Source organism: Streptomyces xinghaiensis S187 (genome assembly GCF_000220705.2).
GTDB classification, from domain to species: Bacteria; Actinomycetota; Actinomycetes; order Streptomycetales; family Streptomycetaceae; genus Streptomyces; species Streptomyces xinghaiensis.
This window is the reverse complement of the sequence record NZ_CP023202.1, coordinates 6,826,304-6,847,044: the sequence shown is the minus strand read 5'-3', so window position 1 is coordinate 6,847,044 and position 20,741 is coordinate 6,826,304. Positions and strand designations below refer to the sequence as shown.

The 20,741-nt window shown below is 73.5% G+C and carries 16 protein-coding genes; 9 read left to right on the top strand and 7 right to left on the bottom strand.

Annotated features, from left to right (window positions below; genetic code table 11):
* Nucleotides 1-201: 201 nt before the first annotated feature.
* The 6 genes from SXIN_RS29315 (at nucleotide 202) to SXIN_RS29290 (ending at nucleotide 9,052) form a co-directional block, all read left to right on the top strand.
* Entirely contained in the window at nucleotides 202-897 is a 696-nt protein-coding gene (locus SXIN_RS29315; protein ID WP_019707863.1) for a glycoside hydrolase family 11 protein, read from the top strand.
* Between the two features lie 241 nt (nucleotides 898-1,138).
* On the top strand, nucleotides 1,139-2,413 hold the full coding sequence (locus SXIN_RS29310) for an ROK family transcriptional regulator (RefSeq protein ID WP_095757796.1): 1,275 nt from the start codon (nucleotides 1,139-1,141) through the stop codon (nucleotides 2,411-2,413).
* A gap of 311 nt (nucleotides 2,414-2,724) precedes the next feature.
* The gene (locus SXIN_RS29305; protein WP_019706070.1) at nucleotides 2,725-3,987 is read left to right on the top strand and encodes an ABC transporter substrate-binding protein; all 1,263 of its coding nucleotides are present in this window, start codon (nucleotides 2,725-2,727) and stop codon (nucleotides 3,985-3,987) included.
* A 17-nt stretch (nucleotides 3,988-4,004) separates the two neighbouring features.
* The gene (locus SXIN_RS29300; protein ID WP_095757795.1) at nucleotides 4,005-5,009 is read left to right on the top strand and encodes a carbohydrate ABC transporter permease; all 1,005 of its coding nucleotides are present in this window, start codon (nucleotides 4,005-4,007) and stop codon (nucleotides 5,007-5,009) included.
* Nucleotides 5,006-5,872 carry a carbohydrate ABC transporter permease gene (locus tag SXIN_RS29295; protein ID WP_019707953.1) on the top strand — a complete coding sequence of 289 codons (867 nt, stop codon included), beginning with the start codon at nucleotides 5,006-5,008 and terminating at the stop codon, nucleotides 5,870-5,872. The genes SXIN_RS29300 and SXIN_RS29295 overlap by 4 nt, the downstream gene beginning before the upstream one ends.
* Before the next feature lie 12 nt (nucleotides 5,873-5,884).
* Nucleotides 5,885-9,052, top strand: a complete 3,168-nt coding sequence (locus tag SXIN_RS29290; RefSeq protein WP_095757794.1) for a glycoside hydrolase family 2 TIM barrel-domain containing protein — start codon at nucleotides 5,885-5,887, stop codon at nucleotides 9,050-9,052.
* A 110-nt stretch (nucleotides 9,053-9,162) separates the two neighbouring features.
* On the opposite strand, the gene SXIN_RS29285 is transcribed toward SXIN_RS29290, so the two are convergent.
* From SXIN_RS29285 to SXIN_RS29270, 3 genes are all read right to left on the bottom strand, one after another.
* On the bottom strand, nucleotides 9,163-9,657 hold the full coding sequence (locus SXIN_RS29285) for a GyrI-like domain-containing protein (RefSeq protein ID WP_039820707.1): 495 nt from the start codon (nucleotides 9,655-9,657) through the stop codon (nucleotides 9,163-9,165).
* Nucleotides 9,658-10,433: 776 nt separating this feature from the next.
* Nucleotides 10,434-10,769, bottom strand: coding sequence for a YnfA family protein (locus tag SXIN_RS29280; RefSeq protein ID WP_019707956.1), 336 nt, complete (start codon nucleotides 10,767-10,769; stop codon nucleotides 10,434-10,436).
* 393 nt (nucleotides 10,770-11,162) lie between these two features.
* On the bottom strand, nucleotides 11,163-11,414 hold the full coding sequence (locus SXIN_RS29270) for a hypothetical protein (protein WP_019707958.1): 252 nt from the start codon (nucleotides 11,412-11,414) through the stop codon (nucleotides 11,163-11,165).
* 201 nt (nucleotides 11,415-11,615) lie between these two features.
* Here SXIN_RS29270 and SXIN_RS29265 point away from each other — a divergent pair, with 201 nt between their 5' ends.
* On the top strand, nucleotides 11,616-12,098 hold the full coding sequence (locus SXIN_RS29265) for a pyridoxamine 5'-phosphate oxidase family protein (protein WP_019707959.1): 483 nt from the start codon (nucleotides 11,616-11,618) through the stop codon (nucleotides 12,096-12,098).
* 89 nt (nucleotides 12,099-12,187) lie between these two features.
* Here the strand turns inward: SXIN_RS29265 and SXIN_RS29260 are convergent, their stop codons facing one another.
* The 3 genes from SXIN_RS29260 to SXIN_RS29250 all read right to left on the bottom strand — a co-directional run bounded on the left by SXIN_RS29260 (nucleotide 12,188) and on the right by SXIN_RS29250 (nucleotide 16,817).
* Nucleotides 12,188-14,098 (bottom strand): DUF2264 domain-containing protein, encoded by a 1,911-nt coding sequence (locus tag SXIN_RS29260; RefSeq protein ID WP_238153889.1) that lies wholly within the window; start codon nucleotides 14,096-14,098, stop codon nucleotides 12,188-12,190.
* Nucleotides 14,099-14,195: 97 nt separating this feature from the next.
* Nucleotides 14,196-15,620, bottom strand: coding sequence for an RICIN domain-containing protein (locus SXIN_RS29255; RefSeq protein WP_019707960.1), 1,425 nt, complete (start codon nucleotides 15,618-15,620; stop codon nucleotides 14,196-14,198).
* A 105-nt stretch (nucleotides 15,621-15,725) separates the two neighbouring features.
* On the bottom strand, nucleotides 15,726-16,817 hold the full coding sequence (locus SXIN_RS29250) for a glycoside hydrolase family 43 protein (RefSeq protein WP_095757793.1): 1,092 nt from the start codon (nucleotides 16,815-16,817) through the stop codon (nucleotides 15,726-15,728).
* A 305-nt stretch (nucleotides 16,818-17,122) separates the two neighbouring features.
* On the opposite strand from SXIN_RS29250, the gene SXIN_RS29245 reads away from it, so the two are divergent.
* Complete coding sequence (locus SXIN_RS29245) at nucleotides 17,123-18,298, top strand: LacI family DNA-binding transcriptional regulator (RefSeq protein ID WP_095758254.1); 1,176 nt, start codon at nucleotides 17,123-17,125, stop codon at nucleotides 18,296-18,298.
* A gap of 120 nt (nucleotides 18,299-18,418) precedes the next feature.
* Complete coding sequence (locus SXIN_RS29240) at nucleotides 18,419-19,645, top strand: PQQ-dependent sugar dehydrogenase (protein WP_019706358.1); 1,227 nt, start codon at nucleotides 18,419-18,421, stop codon at nucleotides 19,643-19,645.
* A gap of 153 nt (nucleotides 19,646-19,798) precedes the next feature.
* Here SXIN_RS29240 and SXIN_RS29235 read toward each other — a convergent pair whose 3' ends face one another.
* Nucleotides 19,799-20,593: an SDR family NAD(P)-dependent oxidoreductase gene (locus tag SXIN_RS29235; RefSeq protein ID WP_095757792.1), complete on the bottom strand. Its 795-nt coding sequence runs from the start codon at nucleotides 20,591-20,593 to the stop codon at nucleotides 19,799-19,801.
* Nucleotides 20,594-20,741: the final 148 nt, after the last annotated feature.

Genomic DNA, 20,741 nt, shown 5'->3' with positions numbered 1-20,741 from the left:
GGCATCGACGGGCCCGACCCCGCCGATCCGGTTCACCCCGCGCGACCCGGCCCGCCCCGGTCGCCGACCGCAGGACGACCGGCCGATCCCGCGCGTGCCGCCCGACCCCGGCGCACGCGGTCGGCGCCGCCCCGGCCACCGACAGGCCCGCCGGGTCGTATCACGCTGCCTGGCCTCCGCCAGCCCCCACCAGGAGGAATCATGCACAAGGACAACACCCCCGGCCGCTCGCTCAGCCGCAGGGGCTTCATCGGCGGCACCGGCGCCCTGGCGCTGGCCACCTCCGGACTGGTACTGCCCGGCACCGCCCAGGCCCGCGCCCTCCAGACCATCACCACCAACCAGACCGGCAACCACAGCGGCTACTTCTTCTCCTTCTGGACCGACGCCCAGAACACGGTCTCCATGACCATGGGCAACGGCGGCAACTACAGCACCCAGTGGAGCAACACCGGCAACTTCGTCTGCGGCAAGGGCTGGAGCAACGGCAGCCGCCGGACGGTCCAGTACTCGGGCAGCTTCAACCCGTCCGGCAACGGCTACCTGTGCCTCTACGGCTGGACCTCGAACCCCCTCGTCGAGTACTACATCGTCGAGAACTGGGGCAACTACCGGCCCACCGGCGAGCACCGGGGCACCGTCTCCAGCGACGGCGGCACGTACGACATCTACAAGACCACGCGGTACAACGCCCCCTCCATCGAGGGCGACAACAAGACCTTCGACCAGTACTGGAGCACGCGGCAGCAGAAGAAGACCGGCGGGACCATCACCACCGGCAACCACTTCGACGCCTGGTCCCGTGCGGGGCTGCAGCTGGGCAGCTTCAACTACTACATGATCCTGGCGACCGAGGGCTACCAGAGCAGCGGCAACTCCAACATCTACATGAGCTGACCACCGTCCCGGCGAGCTGATCCCGGGACAGCACCCCACGTCCCGCACCCGTGGCGCGGCGGCCCTCCGGCCGCCGCGCCACAGCGCGTGCGGGCGGCCCGCTCCGGCGGCCGGCGTGGCCGGGGCCACCTCGCCCCGCTTCCTCCGACCCTTTTCCCAACCGCTTGTCGAACCCGGCCCGGACGCATAGCCTGGCGCTTCGCCGGGGAGGGCGAGGGCGCGAGGGGCGGAGGGGCACGCCGTGAAACGTACGTCCCGGGACATCCGCACCGCGAACCGTTACGGGGTGCTGCGGCAGATCATCGCCCACTCCCCCGTCTCCCGCCAGGAACTGGCCGCCGCCACCGGTCTCAGCCTGGCGACCGTCGCCAACCTCGTCGGGGAGCTGCTGGCGCTCGGCCTGCTCACCGAGGTGGGGTTCGAGGACTCCGCGGGGGGCCGGCCGCGCGGACTGGTCGCCGTCAACGCCTCCGGCGGCGCGCTGGTCGGGGTCGACGTGGCCGAGACCTACGTCCATGTGGAGCTGTTCGACCTGGCGTTGAACGTCCTGGCCCGGGCCGACGAGGAGCTGCGCCCCGGCGAGAGCGGGCCCGGTCAGGTCGTCGGTCACATCGTGGCGGCCGTCGAGTCGGTGACGGGGCGGGCCGGTAGCGGGGACGGGAACGGGGACGGCCGGATCCTGGGCGTCGGCGTCAGCGTGCCCGGCCAGGTCGACCGCGAGGGCGGTGTCTCGGTCTACGCCCCCAACTGGGACTGGCACGACGTCCCGCTGCTGAGCCTGCTGGCCGGGCACCTGCCCCATCCGCTCCACCTCGACAACCCGCTCCGCGCCTGCACGGTGGCCGAGTTGTGGTTCGGCGCCGCACGGGACCGCGGCGACGCCGTCGTCGTCAACCTCGGTACGGGCGTGGGGGCGGGGCTCGCGCTCGGCGGCTCGCTCCACCGGGGCGTCACCAACAGCGCCGGCGAGTGGGGCCACACCACCCTGGTCCTGGACGGCCACCCGTGCCACTGCGGCAACCGCGGCTGCGTGGAGACCTATGTCGGCGCGCCCGGCATCATGCGCCGGCTGCGGGAGCTCGACCCGGGCACCCGGCTGCTGCGCCCGGGCGACCAGACCGCCACCATCGCGGCGCTCGCGCGGGCGGCGGCGGAGGGCGATCCGGTGGCGGTCGCGGCGGTCCGTGAGACGGCCCGCTTCCTCGGTGCCGGCATCGCCGACCTCGTCAACCTGCTCAACCCGGAAGTGATCGTGCTCAGCAGCTGGGTCGCGTCCCTGCTCGGGGAACCCCTGCTCACCGGGGTGCGGGAGGTGGTGGCCCGGCACGCGCTGGCCCGGCCGCTGGCCGGCACCGAGATCGTCCTCAGCCCGATCCCCACCAACCCCGTCAGCCTCGGCGCCGCGACCTTCGCACTGGAGGGCTTCCTCGCCTCCGTCGGCCGCAGGCCCCCGGGGCCGGGCGCGCCGGCCCTCCTCCCCGGCCCCGCCGACGGCACGGACGCGACCGCGCGCTGAGCACCGGGCACCGCCCGGAACTCTCGCACCGCTGTGCCCCGGTGACGGCGCGCCGGGTGCGCCCGGTGCGCCGGGGCGCCGGCACCCCGGGCCGCCGCCGTCCGCTCGTCCGGGATCCCGAACCGTCCGTGGTGATCCGCGGCCCTCCGGTACGCCCCGGCGAGAAGACTTCTTCCAACCCCTTGCCGAACCCCTGGACGATGGCTAGCGTCCCGCACCACGACGGCAGTACCGCACCACGGCACCACCGCGACCGCGCCACAACGCGCGTCGGGCAGAAGTGAGTTGAGCCGCTACAGACGGGACGTCACATGCCGGCCATCAGCAGCAGAGAGTGGGACCGCCGCGATGTCCTCCGCGCCGCCGGAGGGATCGCGGCCCTGGGCGCGCTGACCGCCTGCGGCTCGGACACCGGCCGCGGCGGCGGGGGATCCGGCCGGCCGCTCAAGCAGATGTACCACGCCTACGGCGAGCCGGGCACACAGCAGGCCGCCCAGAAGTTCGCCAAGGCGTACAAGGACGCGGACGTCTCGGTGCAGTGGATACCGGGCGAGTACGAGAAGAAGCTGTTCACCGCGCTGCTCTCCTCCGACGGGCCGGACGTCTTCGAGTTCCACCCGCAGATCCACATGGCGCACGAGCGGCAGATCGTGCCGCTCGACGACATCCTCGAAGGCGTCAAGGACGACTTCAACGAGGCGGACATCGCCTCCCACACCATCGACGGCAAGGTCTACGGCGTGCGGATGATCGACGATCCGCAGTTCCTGTACTACCGCAAGTCCCTGCTGGAGAAGGCCGGGATCGAGCCGCCGGACACCCTGGACGGGCTGATCGAGGCGGCCGAGAAGCTCACCACGGACAAGGTGAAGGGTCTCTACCTCGGGCAGACCCTGCAGCCCGTCCAGAACCCGCTGATCTGGTCCACCGGCGCCGAACTCCTCACCCCGGACAACGAGATCGCGTACCACACCGACGAGGTGGTCGAGGCGCTGCGCAAGCTGCGCCGGCTGTACGCGGGCAAGGCGCTGCTCAAGGGGGCGCCCACCGAGCACTGGGACCCGGCCTCCTTCAACCAGGGCCTGTGCGCGATGCAGTGGTGCGGCATGTGGGCGATGCCGCAGATCCTGGAGGCCCACGGCGATGACGTCGGCATCATGCCCTGGCCGTCCTCCGGTGATCCGAAGGGCCGCCCGGCGGTCTACAACGGCGGCTGGTCGGCGTTCGTCTCCGCGAAGGCGAAGGACGTCGACGCGGCCAAGGCGTTCGTCAAGTGGCTGTGGATCGACCAGAAGGAGTTCCAGCGCGAGTGGTGCCTGGACTACGGCTTCCACATCCCGCCGCGCAGATCGGTGGCCGCCGGTGCGGAGGAGCTCAAGTCCGGGCTGGCGGCGGAGGGGGTCGAACTCTTCAACACCGCCGGCATCTTCGACAACCCGTCCTGGACCCAGTCGATGATCACCACCCTCACCGACGTCATGGCCAACGCCGTACGGGACGACGCCGATCCGGAACGCGAACTCGACAAGGCGGACAAGAAGATCCGGCGCGATCTCGACAAGATCTTCGGATAGGGAACGGGGCCACCACCATGGCGACGCTCCCGCACCGGCCCGCCCGCCGCGGCCGTAGCCCCGTGCCGGCCCGCGGCGGACCGGTCGGTCCGGCCGGTCCGGCCGGTCCGGCACGGCCGGGGACGGTGCGCACGGCGGAGCGCGGACACGCCCTCGCCTTCTGGCTGTTCACCGGGCCCTTCCTGGCCGGACTGCTCGTCTTCGTCTACCTCCCGATCGGCTGGAGCCTGTGGCTCAGCCTCTTCGAGGCGCGCTCCACCGTCACGCCCACGGAGTTCGTGGGGCTCGAGAACTACCTGACGATGCTCTCCGACGGCGACTTCGTGCGGAGCCTCGGCACGTTCACGGTGTTCGCCCTCTTCGCCGTCCCGCTGACCTTCGCCCTGTCCCTGGGGCTGGCGCTGCTGGTGCACCGCATCCGCTTCATGCGGGCGTTCTTCCGGTCCGCGTTCTTCCTTCCCACGGCGTGCAGTTATGTGGCCGCCTCACTGGTGTGGAAAATGTCGATCTTCAACGGGGTGCGCTTCGGACTGGCCAACACCGTTCTGGGATGGCTCGGCGTGGACTCCGTCGCCTGGCTGGCCTCCCCCGATCCGCCGTGGTACTGGCTGGTGATCGTCACCGTGCGGCTGTGGCTGCAGTCCGGCTTCTACATGATCCTCTTCCTGGCGGCGCTGCAGAACATCCCGCGGGTCCTCTACGAGGCGGCGGCCATCGACGGCGCGCGGCCCGGCTGGCAGACCTTCCGGTACATCACGCTGCCGCAGCTGCGTACCACGTCCAGCGCGGTGATCCTGCTTCTCCTCATCGCCGCCTACCAGGCGTTCGACGAGTTCTACAACCTGCTGGACAAGGCGACCTGGGGCCGGCCGCCCCTGGTCTACCTGTACAACCTGGCACTCGGCGAGAACCAGGACTACGGCCTCGGCAGCGCCGGCGCCCTGCTGCTGGCCCTGCTCATCTGCCTGGTCACCCTCCTCCAGGGGCGGTTCCTGGGCTTCGGACGGGAGAGGGACGCATGAGCGCGGCGGCGGGAACCGGCCGGACGGCGCGGGGCGCCCGCACCACCCTCGGCAGCGCGAGGCTGTACGCGGCGCTGGTGGTCGCCACCGTCCTCTTCCTCGTCCCCTTCTATCTGATCGCGCGCAACGCGCTGTCCACGGACGCCGACATCACCGGGGAGACCTGGACGTTCTTCCCCACCGACCTCCAGTGGGGCAATGTCCGGGAGCTGTTCGACGACCCGGCCGTGCCCTTCGCCCGGGCGCTGTGGAACTCGCTGGTCGTCGGGGTGCTGCACACCGCGGGCACCCTGCTGCTCTGCTCCACCGCCGGCTACGGGCTGGCCCGCATCCCGTACCGGCACGCGCAGAAGGTCTTCTATCTGGTGCTGGGCACGCTGATGGTCCCGGCGGCCGTCACCTTCGTCCCGACGTTCGTCCTCGTCTCGTCACTGGGCTGGGTCTCCAGCCTGCGGGGGCTGATCATCCCGGGGCTGTTCAGCGGCTTCACCGCCTTCCTCTTCCGCCAGTACTTCCTGGGCTTCCCCCGGGAGCTGGAGGAGGCGGCGCGGGTGGACGGGCTGAACCACTGGGGCGCGTACTGGCGGGTGGTGGTGCCCAACTCGCTGAACTTCTTCGCGGCGATCGCCGTGATCACCTTCATCGGCGGCTGGAACGCCTTCCTGTGGCCGCTGGTCATCGGCCAGGACCAGGAGTCCTGGACGGTGCAGGTGGCGCTGTCGTCCTATCTCACCGCACAAACCGTCAACCTGCACTTGATCTTCATGGCCGCGGCGATATCCATCCTGCCCCTGATCCTCGTCTTCGTCGTCCTGCAGCGCTGGCTGGTGCAGGGCGTGGCGCAGACGGGGATCAAGGGCTGACCGAGGGGACGCATGAGCACACCTCAGGACCCGCTCCGGAACGCGCACGACCTCACGGCCCGGGAAGTCCCGGGGGCTTCGGGGGCCCCGGCGGCGGTGCCCTCCCGCCCCGGCGAATCCGGCGATGCGCAGGGCCCGTGCTCCCCGGGCCGCCCGTCCCTTCCGTACTACGAGGACAGAGCGCCCGGGCGCGGCACCCTCCCGCCCCGCGCCTGGTACGCGGCCTCCGACGCCCGCCGGCTCGGTCTGGGCGGCGAGTGGCGCTTCCGGCTCTCCCCCACGGCCGGCGCCGAGGACGACTCCTTCGCCCGCCCCGGCCACGACGCGAGCGGGTGGGACCGGCTGTCCGTCCCCGGCCACTGGGTCCTCCAGGGCCACGGCGCGCCCGCGTACACCAACACCCGCTACCCCTTCCCCGTCGATCCGCCCCGGGTCCCGTACGAGAACCCCACCGGCGACCATCTGCGCCACTTCGGGCTCCCGGAGGACTGGCCGCTCGGGGCGGGCTCCGGCGACACCGTGCTGCGGTTCGACGGTGTCGAGTCCTGCGCCCGGGTCTGGCTCAACGGCACCGAGCTGGGCGTCTTCCAGGGCAGCCGGCTGCCGCACGAGTTCGCGGTCGGGGCGCTGCTCCGGCCCGGCGGCAATGTGCTGGCCGTCCGGGTCCACCAGTGGTCGGCCGGGAGCTATCTGGAGGACCAGGACCAGTGGTGGCTGCCCGGCATCTTCCGTGACGTGACGCTGCTGCACCGGCCGCCCGGCGCGGTGGACGACTTCACCGTCCACGCCTCGTACGACCACCGCGCCGGAACGGGGACGCTGCGGGTGGACTGCCGGACCGGCGGGAGCGGTGCGGGCGGCGGTGACGGCCCCATTTCCGGCCCGGACGGGGGCGCGGTTCCCGCCCGGATCACCGTCCCCGGGCTGGGCCTGGACCTCGCGGCGGGCGAGAGCGCGACCGTGCCCGTGGAGCCGTGGACCGCCGAGACCCCGCGGCTGTACGAGGCCGAACTGGCCGCGCCCGGGGAGCGGATCGCGCTGCGGGTCGGCTTCCGCACCGTCGCGGTGGAGGACGGCGTCCTCAAGGTCAACGGCCGCCGGATCCTGTTCCGGGGCGTGAACCGGCACGAGTTCCACCCGGAGACCGGGCGGGCGGTCGACGCGGACACCATGCGCCGGGACCTGCTGCTGATGAAGCGGCACAACATCAACGCCGTCCGCACCAGCCACTATCCGCCGCACCCGGCCTTCCTCGACCTCTGCGACGAACTCGGCCTGTGGGTCGTCGACGAGTGCGACCTGGAGACCCACGGCTTCGCCGACACCGGCTGGCGGAACAACCCCGTCCGGGACGAACGCTGGTTCCCCGCACTGCTGGACCGCGCCGCCCGGATGGTGGAGCGCGACAAGAACCATCCGTCCGTCATCATCTGGTCGCTCGGCAACGAGTGCGACACCGGCCCCGGGCTGACGGCCATGGCCGGATGGATCCGCGCCCGGGACCCCGGCCGGCCGCTGCACTACGAGGGCGACCCCTCCTGCGCGGACACCGACGTCTACTCCCGCATGTACGCCCCGCACGCCGAGGTGGAGCTGATCGGCCGGCGCGCCGAGGAGCCGCTGAGCGACCCGGAGCTGGACGCGCGCCGCCGCGAACTCCCCTTCGTCCTCTGCGAGTACGCCCACGCGATGGGCAACGGTCCCGGCGGCCTCACCGAGTACCAGCGCCTCTTCGAGCGGTACGAGCGCTGCCAGGGCGGCTTCGTCTGGGAGTGGACGGACCACGGGATCGCCCGCCGCGCGGCGGACGGCACCCCGTACTTCGCGTACGGCGGAGACTTCGGGGAGGAGGTCCACGACGGCAACTTCGTCTGCGACGGGCTGCTCTTCCCCGACCGGACCCCCTCTCCCGGTCTCGCCGAGTACAAGAAGGCCGTCGAGCCGGTCCGCATCGAGGGCGACGGCGAGGCGGGCACCGTCCGCGTCACCAACACCCATGACTTCTCCGGTCTGTCGCACCTGGCCTTCACCTGGTCCTACGAGGCGGACGGCGCGCCGGTGGCGGACGGCGGTCTTCCCGTGCCGCCGCTGGCGCCCGGCGAGAGCGCGGAGGTGAAACTGCCGGAACCGCCGCGGTTCCCGGCCGGCGGGGGTGGCAGCGGAGCCGGTGCCGGTCGTGACCGTGACCGTCCGGGTGCCGGCGAACTCCAGTGGACCGTCCGGGCCGTCCTCGCCGCGGATACCGCCTGGGCGCCCAAGGGCCATCTCGTGGCCTGGGCGCAGCTTCCCGCCGGCCGGCGCCCGTCCCCGCGGCCCGCGACCGGCGAACCGGCCCGCCGCGACGGGCGGTCGATCACCCTCGGCCCGGCGGTGTTCGACGCCGCGACCGGTGGGCTCCAGCGCCTGGACAGCATTCCGGTCACGGATCTCCGGCTGGACGTCTGGCGTGCCCCGACCGACAACGACGAGGGCGCGCCGTGGCAGCCGGACCTGCGCCACGGCCCGCTCTGGCGGGCGCTCGGCCTGCACCGGATGCGGCACCGCCCGGACGCGGTCGAGGCCGCGGGCGACGCCCTGACCGTACGGACGAGGGTGGCCCCCGCCGCCACCGATCTGGCCCTGCGTGCCGACTACCGCTGGACGGTGGACGGCGGACGGCTGGGGCTGACGGTCGCGGTCACCCCCGAGGGCGACTGGCCGTGCGCCCTCCCCCGCCTGGGCATCCGCCTCGGCATCCCGGGCCGCTACGGCTCGGCCCGCTGGTTCGGCGGCGGCCCGGGCGAGGCGTATCCGGACACCCGGGCCGCCGCGATGACGGGCCTCTGGTCGATGCCGGTCGACGAGCTGCAGACCCCCTATGTCCGCCCGCAGGAGAACGGCGCCCGCGCGGACGTCCGCTGGGCCGAGCTCACCGACGACACCGGAGCGGGCCTGCGCGCCGAAGGCGGCGGCTCCGGTGGCCTCTTCTGGTTCACCGCCCGCCGCTGGACCACCGAGCAGCTGGACGCGGCCCGCCACACGCCGGACCTGACGCGGGGGCCCCTCGTCTGGGTCAACCTGGACCACGCCCAGCAGGGCATCGGCTCCCAGTCCTGCGGACCGGGCGTCCTCCCCGCGTACCGACTGGAGGCGGCACCGGCGGAGTTCTCGTTCACCTTCTCGGCGGTGTGCCGGACCTGACGAGGCCCGGCGCGCCCCGCGTACCGGCCGCCGGGCCGGACCCCGGCGGCCTTGGACCGCGCCGCCCGCCACTCCCCGGGCGGGCGGTGCGGTCCCCCTGCGGGCCCCGGTCAGTCGGCCACGGGCCAGTTGAGCTCGGTGCGCAGGTCACCCGGGTCCATGTCCGGGGAGGGTTCGGTGACGTAGGTCTCCCACCTGTCCTCCCCTGCGGGCAGTCCCCGCGCCCGCATCCAGGAGCCCAGGCGGTCCCAGGAGGACCCGAGGCGGTCGAACGAGCCGTGGTGCATCAGCCTCGCGACCCGCCCTCCGGGAAGCGAACCGGCCACGACCCCGGTCTCCGGGCGCACCGCCCGGTCCGTGACGAACCCGACCTCCAGGTCCAGGGTCTCCCCCGGCGCCCCGTGGTAGAGGCCGAAGGCCGGGCCCGTCGGGGCGATCCCCTGCGCTGCCATGACCCGGGCCAGCTCCCGGAAGGAGGCGTCGAAGAAGTCCCGCAGGCCGGCCATCGGGACGACGCCCCGGACGACCGCCGTCGTCGCCGGGTCGAGCGTCACGAGTTCCGGCTCCTGGGCCACGGCCTCCTCATCAAATCCTCGGCTGTCCATGCCACTCCCCTCGACGTCTGCGGATTACCGACGCTCTGTGGACCTCCCCCGTGCCGGAAACTCATCGCCCCAGCGCGCGAATACGGGCCGGGCCCGTCGAGTCCCGGCCGGGCGGCGGTGTACCCGGTGGTCTCGCCGGCGAGCGCGACGTGTTCCCGCCCCCCGCCCCTCCGCGGCCTGTTCTGCTTCGCACGCTTCCCGGCACCGCAGCGTCGTCACGATGAGGACCCATCGCTGGGCGGGACACCTTGTGGTGGAGAAGCCCACAGACCGGCATCCGCACCGGCATTTCACTACCGGTGCGGTCGGCAGGAAGCCTGTGGGCGGCGAAGAAGACCGATCGGGTGTCATCCCCGTATGCCGGGAGGAGGGGGGCCTGCCGGTTGTCGCCCCTCGTGCCGGCGATCGTGAAGAAGTCGGGGTCGATGGCTTCGTGGACCCGGGACGTGACGGTGACCCGCTTGCCCGTCCAGGTCTCCACGTCGTTCCAGAACTCGGCCTCTTCCAGGTCCCCATACTCGAACTCGTACCCGTCGCCGCCCCCGCGGGGCTCCTCGACGCCTGGGAATCCCCAGCACGACTGTCACCCTTCTCCTCGGGATCCTTGCCGACAGCGGGTTACCCCCGCTCGGGCACGAAACAACGCTCCCGCGATCGTGAGCCACCGTGCGGCCGCGTCTCCGAGCGGAGCGGGAGACGGCTGGGCGGCTGCTCGGCCGGACGGACGGTCCGCGGTTGGCGTGCGGGGCGAAGTGCGCTGTTCCCGTTCCGTCCGGTCAGTGGCCGCGCGGCGCGTACATGATGACGGCCATCCCGGCGAGGCACACCAGGGCGCCGATGACGTCGAACCGGTCGGGCCGGTAACCGTCGGCGATCACGCCCCAGGCGATCGACCCGGCCACGAAGACACCGCCGTACGCGGCGAGGATGCGGCCGAAGTTCTCATCACTCTGGAAGGTGGCCACCACCCCGTACAGCCCGAGGGCGATGGCGCCGGCCCCGATCCAGGCCCAGCCCCGGTGCTCGCGGATGCCCTGCCAGACCAGCCAGGCACCGCCGATTTCGAACAGGGCGGCGACGACGAACAGGGCCACGGAGCGGGCGATGGACACGGGGCGACCTTCTGCCGGAGGGGACGCGGGAGTATTCAGCTAAGCACGCCGGGGAGACGGGGTCCGACGCCACCCGCCCGGCTCCCCCGGTCCGCCCCGGCCGGCGGCTCAGCCACCGCTCATCAAGAAGAGCGCGACGAGCAGAATCCCGAGCCCGATGCCGCTCCACCACCACATGACGGCATGCGGCCTGTTCATGCCGTACGAGGGCTGGTCGGACTCTTCCCTTCCGGGCCTCACGGTGACTGACCCCTCTCGTTCCGGCAGCTTTCCCGTGTGCCACGGGGACCGTCGCTGCTCGGGAAGGGAACGGTCACACCCGGAGAAGTGACGCTCCCGCTCCACGGGGAGCCGGCCCGCGGTCGGCATTCCGTCTTCCCCCCGCGACCTGGATCATGCGATTGCCCTGGTCGGGGCCCCGGTGAAGGGAAGGCGGTCGTCGATGAGCCGGTGAGTGGCAGCCGGCCGGTGGACACGGCCCCGCCCGGTCATGTCCTGCGGGGTGATCCCCGCTTGGGGCTCGGTTGGCTTGGTGGTGAAGAGTTCGGAAATGGATACTTCGGAGAGGTAGCGGCGGTCGAAGACCTGCCACTCGTCGTGGAGTTCGGCCGGCCTCGACGGCGACCAGCCACGTCTGTTCAGCACCAATTCACACAGGCCGGGTGGGTGCGGCACCCAGCTGGTGCCGTAGCGCCCAGGCAGTGCCCGGCCGGCCGTGCCTCGACTTCCACCTGGCCGACAAGCGGCAGGACCGGCGCCCGTGCCACGGCTACTCGCCGCCGCGGCAAGCAGGTTCCCAGACCGGCGTGGTCGGCCCGGAGGCGCATTGAATGTACGGTCTGCGCCATGGACACCGGGAAGCTTGAAGTCGAGGGTCGGGCCATCATCGACCGCAACCGTTTCATGACGCTGGCGACCGCGAACACGAACGGCGAACCCTGGGCGTCGCCGGTCTTCTATGTGGCCGACGGGTACTCGACGTTCTACTGGATCTCCTCCCCCGAGGCGACGCAGGTCCGCAACATCGCGATGCGGCCGCGGATTGGCATCGTGGTGTTCAACTCGCAGCAGGAACCGGGCTCCGACGAGGCGGTGTACATGGCGACCACGGCGTGCGAGCTGTCCGGAGCCGAACTGGACCGGGGGCTGGAGATCTACCTGGGCGCGGCGCCCTTCAGCAGGGGACCGGAGGTCTTCCGGCCTCCCGGCCAGTACCGGGCGTACCGGGCGACGGTGACCGAACACTTCATGCTCTGTCCCCAGGCGTCCAGCCGGCCGTGCCCGGTGCACGGCCGCATATCCGACCACCGCGTGGCAGTACAGCTCTAGGACTGTCCGGCGGATCATGGGCGGAGCCATAAGCGGATGGCTGCTGGGTCTCGCGCGCTCGGGCGCAACCGGGCGACGGCCCGTCCGGGTCAGCCGGGAGCGGCCGGCTCCCCGGGGGCCGTGCCGGCCGGCGCCCGGTGTTCCACCTCCGCCGTGCCGGCGGACAGGCGTATCCGGTGCTCCGAGCCGTCCGGCCAGCGGGCCGTGACCGTGGGTGCCGTGCCGTCGTCGCTCACCTCGACCCGTACCACGTCCGCCAGCGGGATCGGGCGGGGCTCGGCCGTGAGGCGGGCCGCGCAGACGAACACGCTCACCGCCGCGCCCGTCCGCCCGGACACGGCGGGGGTCACCGCCTCCGGCGTGTACGCCGTCGCCACCGGGGGCAGCGGCGGGGCGGCCACCAGTCCGTGCAGCGGCAGGAGTTCGGAGCGCGGGACCGGACCCGCCGCCCAGCCGGTGAGGCGTACGGGGGTGCCCGGCGGCGCGTCCGTCACGGCGTGGACACGCACCTCCGCCGCGCCGTGCGCCAGGACGACGCTCACGACCCGGGCCGTGCCCACGCCGTGCCGGGACGCCGCCCAGCCCTCGCCCGCGCCCAGCGGTTCCAGGCCGTGGCGCGGGGAGACCGCGCCGTCCTCGCCGAGCAGGCCGAAGTGGTTGTCGGGTTCCGCTCCGGGCGGGGCCGGGCCGGTGGCGGTGGAGTAGGCGAGGCGCGTGTAGTGCGGGTCGTAGCGGGCGTCCTCGCTGCCGTGGTTGTGCAGCCGTACGAGCCCGTCGGCGGACGTGGACTGGAGCAGCCAGTTCGGTGCGGGCAGCGCCGTGACCGCGTCGGCGCGCTCGGCCGGGCCCGGCTCCTCGGGGTCCGTCCACACCGGGTGGTCCGGCGGGATGAGCAGGCCGAGGAACGCCTTGGCCGCCCAGTACGGGGAGGCGGGGCCGGAGTAGCGCTGGAGGACGCCCTCGTACGGGCCGTACCAGCCGAGCGGGAGCAGCCCGGTCGCCGGGTCGGCCGCTCCCCGGTCGAGGAAGTGGCGGAGCGTGCCGGAGGCCAGGCGACGGGTGGTGCCGGGGCTCAGCGGGGTGCGGCCGGTGAGGGCGCCGAGCCAGAGCGGGGCGGTGGTCGCCATGCGGTAGGTGAGCGAGCGGCCCTGGTGCAGCGGCGCGCCGTCGGCTCCGAACAGGCGGGCGTAGTCGGCGAGATGGGTCTCCAGCCGGGAGCCGTGGCGGTCCAGGAGCCGGGCGTCGGCGGAGAGGTGGGCCTCCAGGACGGGGTAGAGGTGCATCGCCCAGCCGTTGTAGTAGTCGAAGGCGCGGCCGGGGCCGTCGGTGTACCAGCCGTCGCCCGCGTACCAGGTCTCGATCCGGGCGAGGCCGCGTGCGCGGGCGGCCCGCGCGGCTTCGGTGGCGTGGCCCGTCGCGGCGAGGAAGCCGCCGACCGTGACGGGGAACAACTCCCAGTTGCAGGGCCAGGGTTCGGCGGTGAGGGCGTCCGCCAGCCAGGCCGCGGCGCGGTCCCGCACCGCCGTGTCCAGCCGGTCCCACAGCCAGGGGCGGGTGAGGCGGAGCGCCAGGGCTATGGAGGCCGCCTCGACCAGCGGCTGGCTCCGGTCGGTGATCCGCGGCCAGTCCTCGGGGCCGTCGCCGCCGGGCCGGCGGGTGCCCGCCGCGAGGCCGTCGGCGTACCGGCCGAGGAGTCCGTGCGGGTCGGCGCCGCCGGCGCCCGCGATCCGGAAGGCGGCGAGGAGGAACGTGCGGGCGTAGCCCTCCAGTCCGTCGGAGCGGTGGCCGGAGAAGCTCGGCCGGCCGCCGGGGAGGTGGTGGAACGCCCGGCCGGGGGTGGCGTACGGGGCGACGGCCGCGAGCAGCCCGTCGGCGGCGGCCTCCCAGTGCGCCCGGGTCCAGCCGGTACGGGGGCTGAGGGCACGGTCCTCGGGCGGCAGGGGGAACGGTGGCCGGGCCGCCGGCTCCCCGGCGCGGAGGTGGCCCGATGCTGGTGGCACGGAGGGGGCTCCTTCGTTCGGAGGACGGCGCTTCCGGGTGGGGCGGGGCCCGGCGTGCCGGGGGCGCCGGTCCTCGGGGCGGGCGGCCGGCGTGCCGTCAGGTACCGCGCCGCCACTGCTGGTTGTGGACGCCCGAGCAGGCGTAGGTGATGATCTCGGCGGAGTCGGCGGTGGCCCCGTTCGACACGTCGAGGCATTCGCCGCCGGCGCGGGCCACCAGCCGGACGTACCCGCCGCCCGCGTCCTGGACCTGCCACTGCTGCTCCGCCGCGTCCGAACACGTCTGCTGCTGTACGGCGGAGCCGGTCTCGGTGAGGCAGAGGGAGCTGTGCCGGGCCATCAGCTGGACGTGGCCGCCCCCGGCGTCCTTGAACCAGAACCTCTGGTTGCCGCCGCCGTTGCACCCGTACTGCTTGAGCAGCGCCCCGGCGCGGAGCGACTGGCTGGTCACATCGGCGCAGCGGCCGCTGTGCCGGGCGGTGAGGGTCTCGAACGGCCCGCCGCGGCCGGTGACCGTCCCGGCGTCGGTGTCGATGACGAGCTCCGGGTGGTAGTCCATGCTCATGCTGGTCGCGGACGGGAAGGACAGCGGGGCCCACACGTACCGGGAGTCGTTGACCGTGCCGCCGAAGGAGTTGCCCCAGCGGTCGCCCATGTAGAGGTACGAGGTCTGTCCGCTGCCCTGCACCGGCAGGACGTAGGTGGTCTGGGAGCCGTAGGTGGTGGAGTCGCCGACGTTGCGCATCTCGCTCCAGGGGCCGGCGATGCTGGTGGCGGTGGCGTACTTCTGCTGGTTGGGACTCCAGCCGGTGGCGCCGGAGGTCAGCATGAAGTAGACGCCGCCGCGCTTGAAGAGGGCCGGCGCCTCGCGGTGGCCGCCGGGCCAGGGGTTGGCGACGAGGGAGGCGACGCCGGTGTAGTCGTCGGTGAGCCGGTAGATGTGCAGGTCGTAGTTCTCCCGGGCGGCCGAGACCATGTAGCCGGTGCCGTCGCTGTCCGTGAAGACGGTGATGTCGCGTGACATGTGCTGCCCCAGCGGCCGGAAGCTGCCGCGCCAGGTGTAGTTCCCGTCGACGGTGGAGGAGGTGGCGACGGCGGCGCGGGCCTCGCTGTAGTCGGAGCCGTTCTCCTTGTGGGCCCACAGGACGTACTGGCCGGTGCGCTGGTTGTAGATCACCTTGGGGCGCTCGATGTTGGCGCGCCGCAGCTCGGGGTCGCTGGCCTGGGTGAGGATGTGGTTGCGGAACTCCCAGTTCTTCAGGTCGGTGGAGCGGTAGGCGGAGACGTAGCGGAAGGTGTTGTCCGCGTTGCGGTTCTCGCCGAACCAGTAGTAGTGGGCGCCGACTTTCAGCACTCCGCCGCCGTGGGCCTGCAGCGGGGAGCCCGAGGTGTCGGTGAACTGGGTGGCGTTGAGCACGGTGACCGGGGCGGCCTGTGCGGCGCCGGCCGGTAGCAGGGCGCCGGTGAGGCCGAGCCAGAGGCAGAAGGCGAGCAGCGCGGCTCGCAGGCGGTGGCGGTTCAACTCGGGCACGCTCCTTGGTGGGGGGTGAACGCGGTCGGGGGCGGCCGCCGGGCGTTCCGGGCCGCGGTGGCGGGGCCGGACCGGAAGCCGGGCGCCCGGCGCCTGCTAGCGGGTGTCGGCCACCGGAATCCCGAAGTCGGGCGTCCCGTCCGGTTTCCACCCCAGTTCCTGGAGGCGGGTGTGCCGGTTCGGGTCGTTCAGCGGGTCGCCGCTGATCTCCTTGTACTGCCGCGCGTGGTAGACGAGGACGTCGGTGCGGCCGTCCTCGGCGACGGTGAAGGAGTTGTGGCCGGGGCCGTACTGGCCGGTGGCGTCGCTGCTGGTGAACACCGGCCGCGGCGATTTGCTCCAGGAGGCGGGGGCGAGCAGGTCGGCGGTGTCGTCGGCGGTCAGCAGGCCGAGGCAGTAGTTGCTGTCGGTCGCGCTGGCCGAATAGGCCAGGAAGACGCGGCCGTTGCGCTGGATGACGGCGGGGCCCTCGTTGACCTTGTAGCCGGCGGTCTCCCATGCGTACTCGGGGGTCGTCAGCCGCACCTGGGGGCCGGTCAGCGTCCACGGGTCCGCCATCTCGGAGAGGAAGACGGCGGTGTTGTTGTCCATGCCGGGCTCGTGCTGGGCCCAGGCGAGACAGCGGGTGCCCCGGTGGACGAAGGTGGTGGCGTCCAGGGAGAAGGTGTCCCAGGCGGTGGTGATCCGCCCGCGCTCCGTCCAGGTGCCGGAGAAGGGGTCGGCGTTCCGGTTCTCCAGGACCCACATCCGGATGCGCCAGACGTCGTCCGTGCGTCCGGCGGCGAAGTAGATGTACCAGGCGCCGTCGATGTGGTGGATCTCGGGGGCCCAGATGTGGGCTCCCATGTCACCGCTGCCGTGCCGCCGCCAGATCACCGTCTCCCCGGCCCCGGCCAGACCGGCGAGCGTCGGTGAGCGGCGCAGCACGATGCGGTCGTACTCGGGGACGGTGGCCGTGTAGTAGTACTGGCCGTCGGTGTGCCGGTGGATGTGCGGGTCCGCGCGGTTGCGGATCAGCGGGTTGGCGTACGAGGCGGCGGCGCGGCGTCCGGCGGGGCGGGACCCGGCCGCGCGGGAGCCGGCGGCCGCCCGGGCCGCGCCCGGTGTGGCGGCGAGGGCACCCAGGGCCCCCAGCCCCGCCGCCGTTCGGAGCACGAGTCTGCGGTCGGGCGCGGCACCACGGCTCATCCGGATCTCCTGTGGGGGGAGGGGCCTGTGCGTCCGGGCCCGCAACTGGTCGATTTTGTTGGGATGTTAAGCCTTCTGGTGATTCCGGGTCAGCCCTCGGGAGGGCGGCGAAAGTTTCGGAGCGCCGTCCCCCGCGGCACCGCGGAAGCCTCCGCCACGGCCCGTCTCATCCCGTGGGACATCGGTCTTCTGCGGTGACGCGGCGCGATCTACAGTGGTGGCCGGCCGCTGCCCGGCCGGTACCGCGGGGGACTCGGGCTGTCCTGGGTGTGATCCGCGAGGCCGCGGAGCGGAAGGGGAAGGCGATGGCTCGTACCGGGAGCGCCGCGGGCCCGACCCTGGCGGTGATCGCCCGCGAGGCGGGGGTGTCCGTGCCGACCGCCTCCAAGGTGCTCAACGGCCGCGCGGACGTGGCCCCCGACACCCGCCGCCGCGTCACCGAGGTGCTGGAGCGCCTGGGTTATGTGCGCCGCCCGCGCGCGGGGGCGCCGAAGCCGCGGCCCGCGATGGTCGACCTGGTGGTGCGCTCGCCCGACAGCCCCCGTGCGGGCGCGGTGCTGCACGGCGTCATGGAGGCCGCGCACGAGGCGGGCCTGGAGGTGGTGGTCTCGGTCGCGGCCGGGTCCGGCGGGCCGGGCGGGCGGCGGACGGGCCCCGGCTGGCCGGAGAAGCTGGCGGCCCGCGGCTCCGCCGGGGTGCTGTTCCATCTGCCCGGGCTCAGCCCCGGCCAGTACGCGTGGCTGGACGGCCACCGCGTCCCGTACGTCCTCATCGACCCCGCGCGCCGCCCACCGGCCGGCACACCGTCCGTCGGCGCGGACGACCACCGGGGCGGGTCGGTGGCGACCGGCCACCTGCTGGCGCTGGGCCACCGCCGGATCGCGGTGCTCGCCGGCCGCCCCGGCACACCGCGCGGTGACGCCCGGCTGGCCGGCCACCGCGAGGCGCTGGCGGCGGCGGGCATCGCGCCCCGGCCGGAGTACGTGCGCCACGGCGGTTCCGAACGGGCCTGCGCCCGGCGCCGGACGCTCGCCCTCCTCGGCCTGCCGGAGCCGCCCACCGCGCTGTTCGCCTGCTCGGACGTCATGGCCCTGGGTGCCTACGAGGCCCTGGCCGCACGGGGGTTACGGGTCCCCGCGGACGTCAGCGTGATCGGCTTCGGCGATCTGCCCGAGGCCGGCTGGGCGTCCCCGGCCCTGACCACGGTGCGCCGGCCGCTCTCCGAGATGGCCGCGCAGGCGCTGCGGCTGCTGGCCCGGATGATGGGCGGGGAGCAGCCGGAGAACCCGCGCACCGAGCTGTTCCCGCGGCTCGTCCCCCGCCACAGCACGGCCCCGGCGGCCACCCGGCCGCTGCGGGCCGTGCCTGCCGCCGCCGGGGCGGCCGGCGGTCCCCCGGCCGGCGGCCTCCCGGCGGGCCGGGGGAACGGAACGGCCGGGGACACCGGGCCTGTACCCCGGGCGCCCGCCGTGGCACAGTGAACCCGGCCGCTGGGATCGCTCCCATCCGGGCCGTCGCGCCCCACCGCGCCCGGGCCCGCCGGCGGACCACCGAGAAGCATGCCGTCACCAGGAATCCCCCACCTCTTCCCAGGAGTCGCTATGCCCCGAGGAAAGCGGATCAGCCGGTTACTGCTCGCCCTGACGCTGACCGCCGCCGTGGCGCCGGTCGGCTGGGCGGCGGAGTCACGGTTCGGTGAGCGGGACCCCGGCCCGGGCGCCGCGGCCGCCGCCGAGGCCGCACCGCTGGAGGACCTGACCGTCACCACCACCCAGGTGGCCTCCGGTCTGCGGCGCCCCACCGCCATCGCCTCCCCCGACGACGCCACCGGCCGGCTGTTCATCACCGAGAAGGCCGGCACCGTGCGCGTCTACCACCCGGACACCGGCCTGGCCGCCGAGCCGCTGCTCGACCTGACCGGCCGCGTCAACGCGAACGACAACGAGCGCGGACTGCTGGGCATCGCCCCGGCGCCCGACTTCGAGGAGAGCCAGCTCCTCTACGTCGCCTACACCCGCCGCTCGGACGACGCCGTCACCCTCGCCCGGATCGACGTCCGCGAGGGCGGCGTGGAGGAGCTCCTGACCCAGGAGCACGCCCAGTACTCCAACCACAACGGCGGCCACCTGGCCTTCGGCCCCGACGGCTATCTGTACTGGAGCATCGGGGACGGCGGCGGCTCCGGCGACCCGTTCGACAGCGGACAGCGCCTGGACACCCTGCTCGGGAAGATCCTGCGGCTGGACGTCGGCCCCGGGTGCCGCGCCGGCTCGGGGTCCTCCTGCGTACCGGCGGACAACCCCTTCGTGGACCGCCCGGGCGCCCGGCCCGAGATCTGGGCCTACGGCCTGCGCAACCCCTGGCGCTTCTCCCTCGACGAGGCCGACGGCTCGCTGTGGATCGGCGACGTGGGCCAGGGCAGCTGGGAGGAGGTGGACCATCTGGCCGCCGACGAGGGCGGGGCGAACCTCGGCTGGTCCTGCATGGAGGGACCGGAAGTCCTCAACGCGGACCAGTGCGACCCGGACGCCGACTACACCGACCCGGTGTTCAGCTACCCCTCCTCCGTCGCCGGCTGCTCCGTGATCGGCGGCCCGGTCTACCGGGGCGAAGAGTTCGCCGAGTTGGCCGGCGGCACCTACCTGGCCACCGACTACTGCTCCTCCACCGTCTGGGGCCTCCGGCCCGGCCCCGACGGCTACGCCAACGCCGAGATCGGGGAGTTCCCGACCCAGGTCACGAGCTTCGGCGAGGACGAGAACGGCGAGCTGTACGTCGCCAACGACCTTCCCGGAGGGCTGCACCGGGTCTCGTTCGGGACGCGCTGACGCGTCACGGCGGCAGCGGCGGCCGCCGGGGCCCGGCCGGCCCGCCACGGCGGAGCGGCCGGGCGGCCGGACCCTTGCCACGAGTTCCGCAAGGGCCCGGCCGCCCGGGAGCCCGGGCCGGGCCGGGCCGGGCCTCCGTACCGTGCGCCGCCGTCAGCCGGCCGGGAGCTCCACCCCCGTCAGTTCCGCGCAGGCGGCGAGCAGTCCGTCCTGCACACCGTGGTCGTAGGCGGCGGGGTTGGCCCGCAGCTCCTGCCGCCGCTTGAAGTACCGGCCCGTCACCCGGGCCGCCGGGTCCTCGCTGGTGGCCAGCCAGACCTGGGTCTCCGCGCCCTCCGGCAGGGCGCCGGTCGCGTTGGGCCCGCCCATCCTCGTCCGGATCCACCCCGGGTCCACGGCGTTGCTGAGGGTGCCGGGCCAGCGGCGCGCCACCGCGAACGCCAGGACGACGTCGAGGAGTTTGGAGTCGGAGTACGCCCGCATGCCGTCCCACGGCCGGCGCTCGTACTGCAGGTCGCCGAGGTCGGCGGTGCCCTCCGCCTCCAGTCCGGAGGTCAGGTAGACCAGCCGGCGGGGCCTCGGCATCAGGGCGGTGAGCAGATAGGGGGCCAGCACGTTCGTCTGGAAGATGCGCTCCAGCTTGTCCTCGGTGACACTGCGCCAGGCCGCTCCCCCGCCGACACCCGCGTTGTGGATCACCACGTCGAAGGGCCCCGCCGCGGCCGCCGCCTCCGCCAGCTCCCGGGTGCCCGCCAGCGAGGCGAGGTCACCGGCGACGACCCCGGCGGCTTGCGGCACCGCCGCGCGGGCCTCCTCCGCGCGCACCGTGTTGCGGGCGTGCAGGACCACCCGGTGTCCGGCGGCGGCCAGCGTCGCCGCCGTCTCGCGCCCGATGCCGTCTGCCGACCCGGTGACGAACACGCTGATGCCGGCGCCCTTGTCGTCCATGGTGTCTCCTCTTCCTCGGCGGTCGCCCCGGCCGGCGGCGGCCGGGTCCGCGGGGGTGGAATGGCTTGGCTTTGCGGGAACGACGGTACGACGGGCGGCCCGTGCGCGGGGCGGCGCCCCGGCCGATCCGGCGCGGCGGAGCACGGCC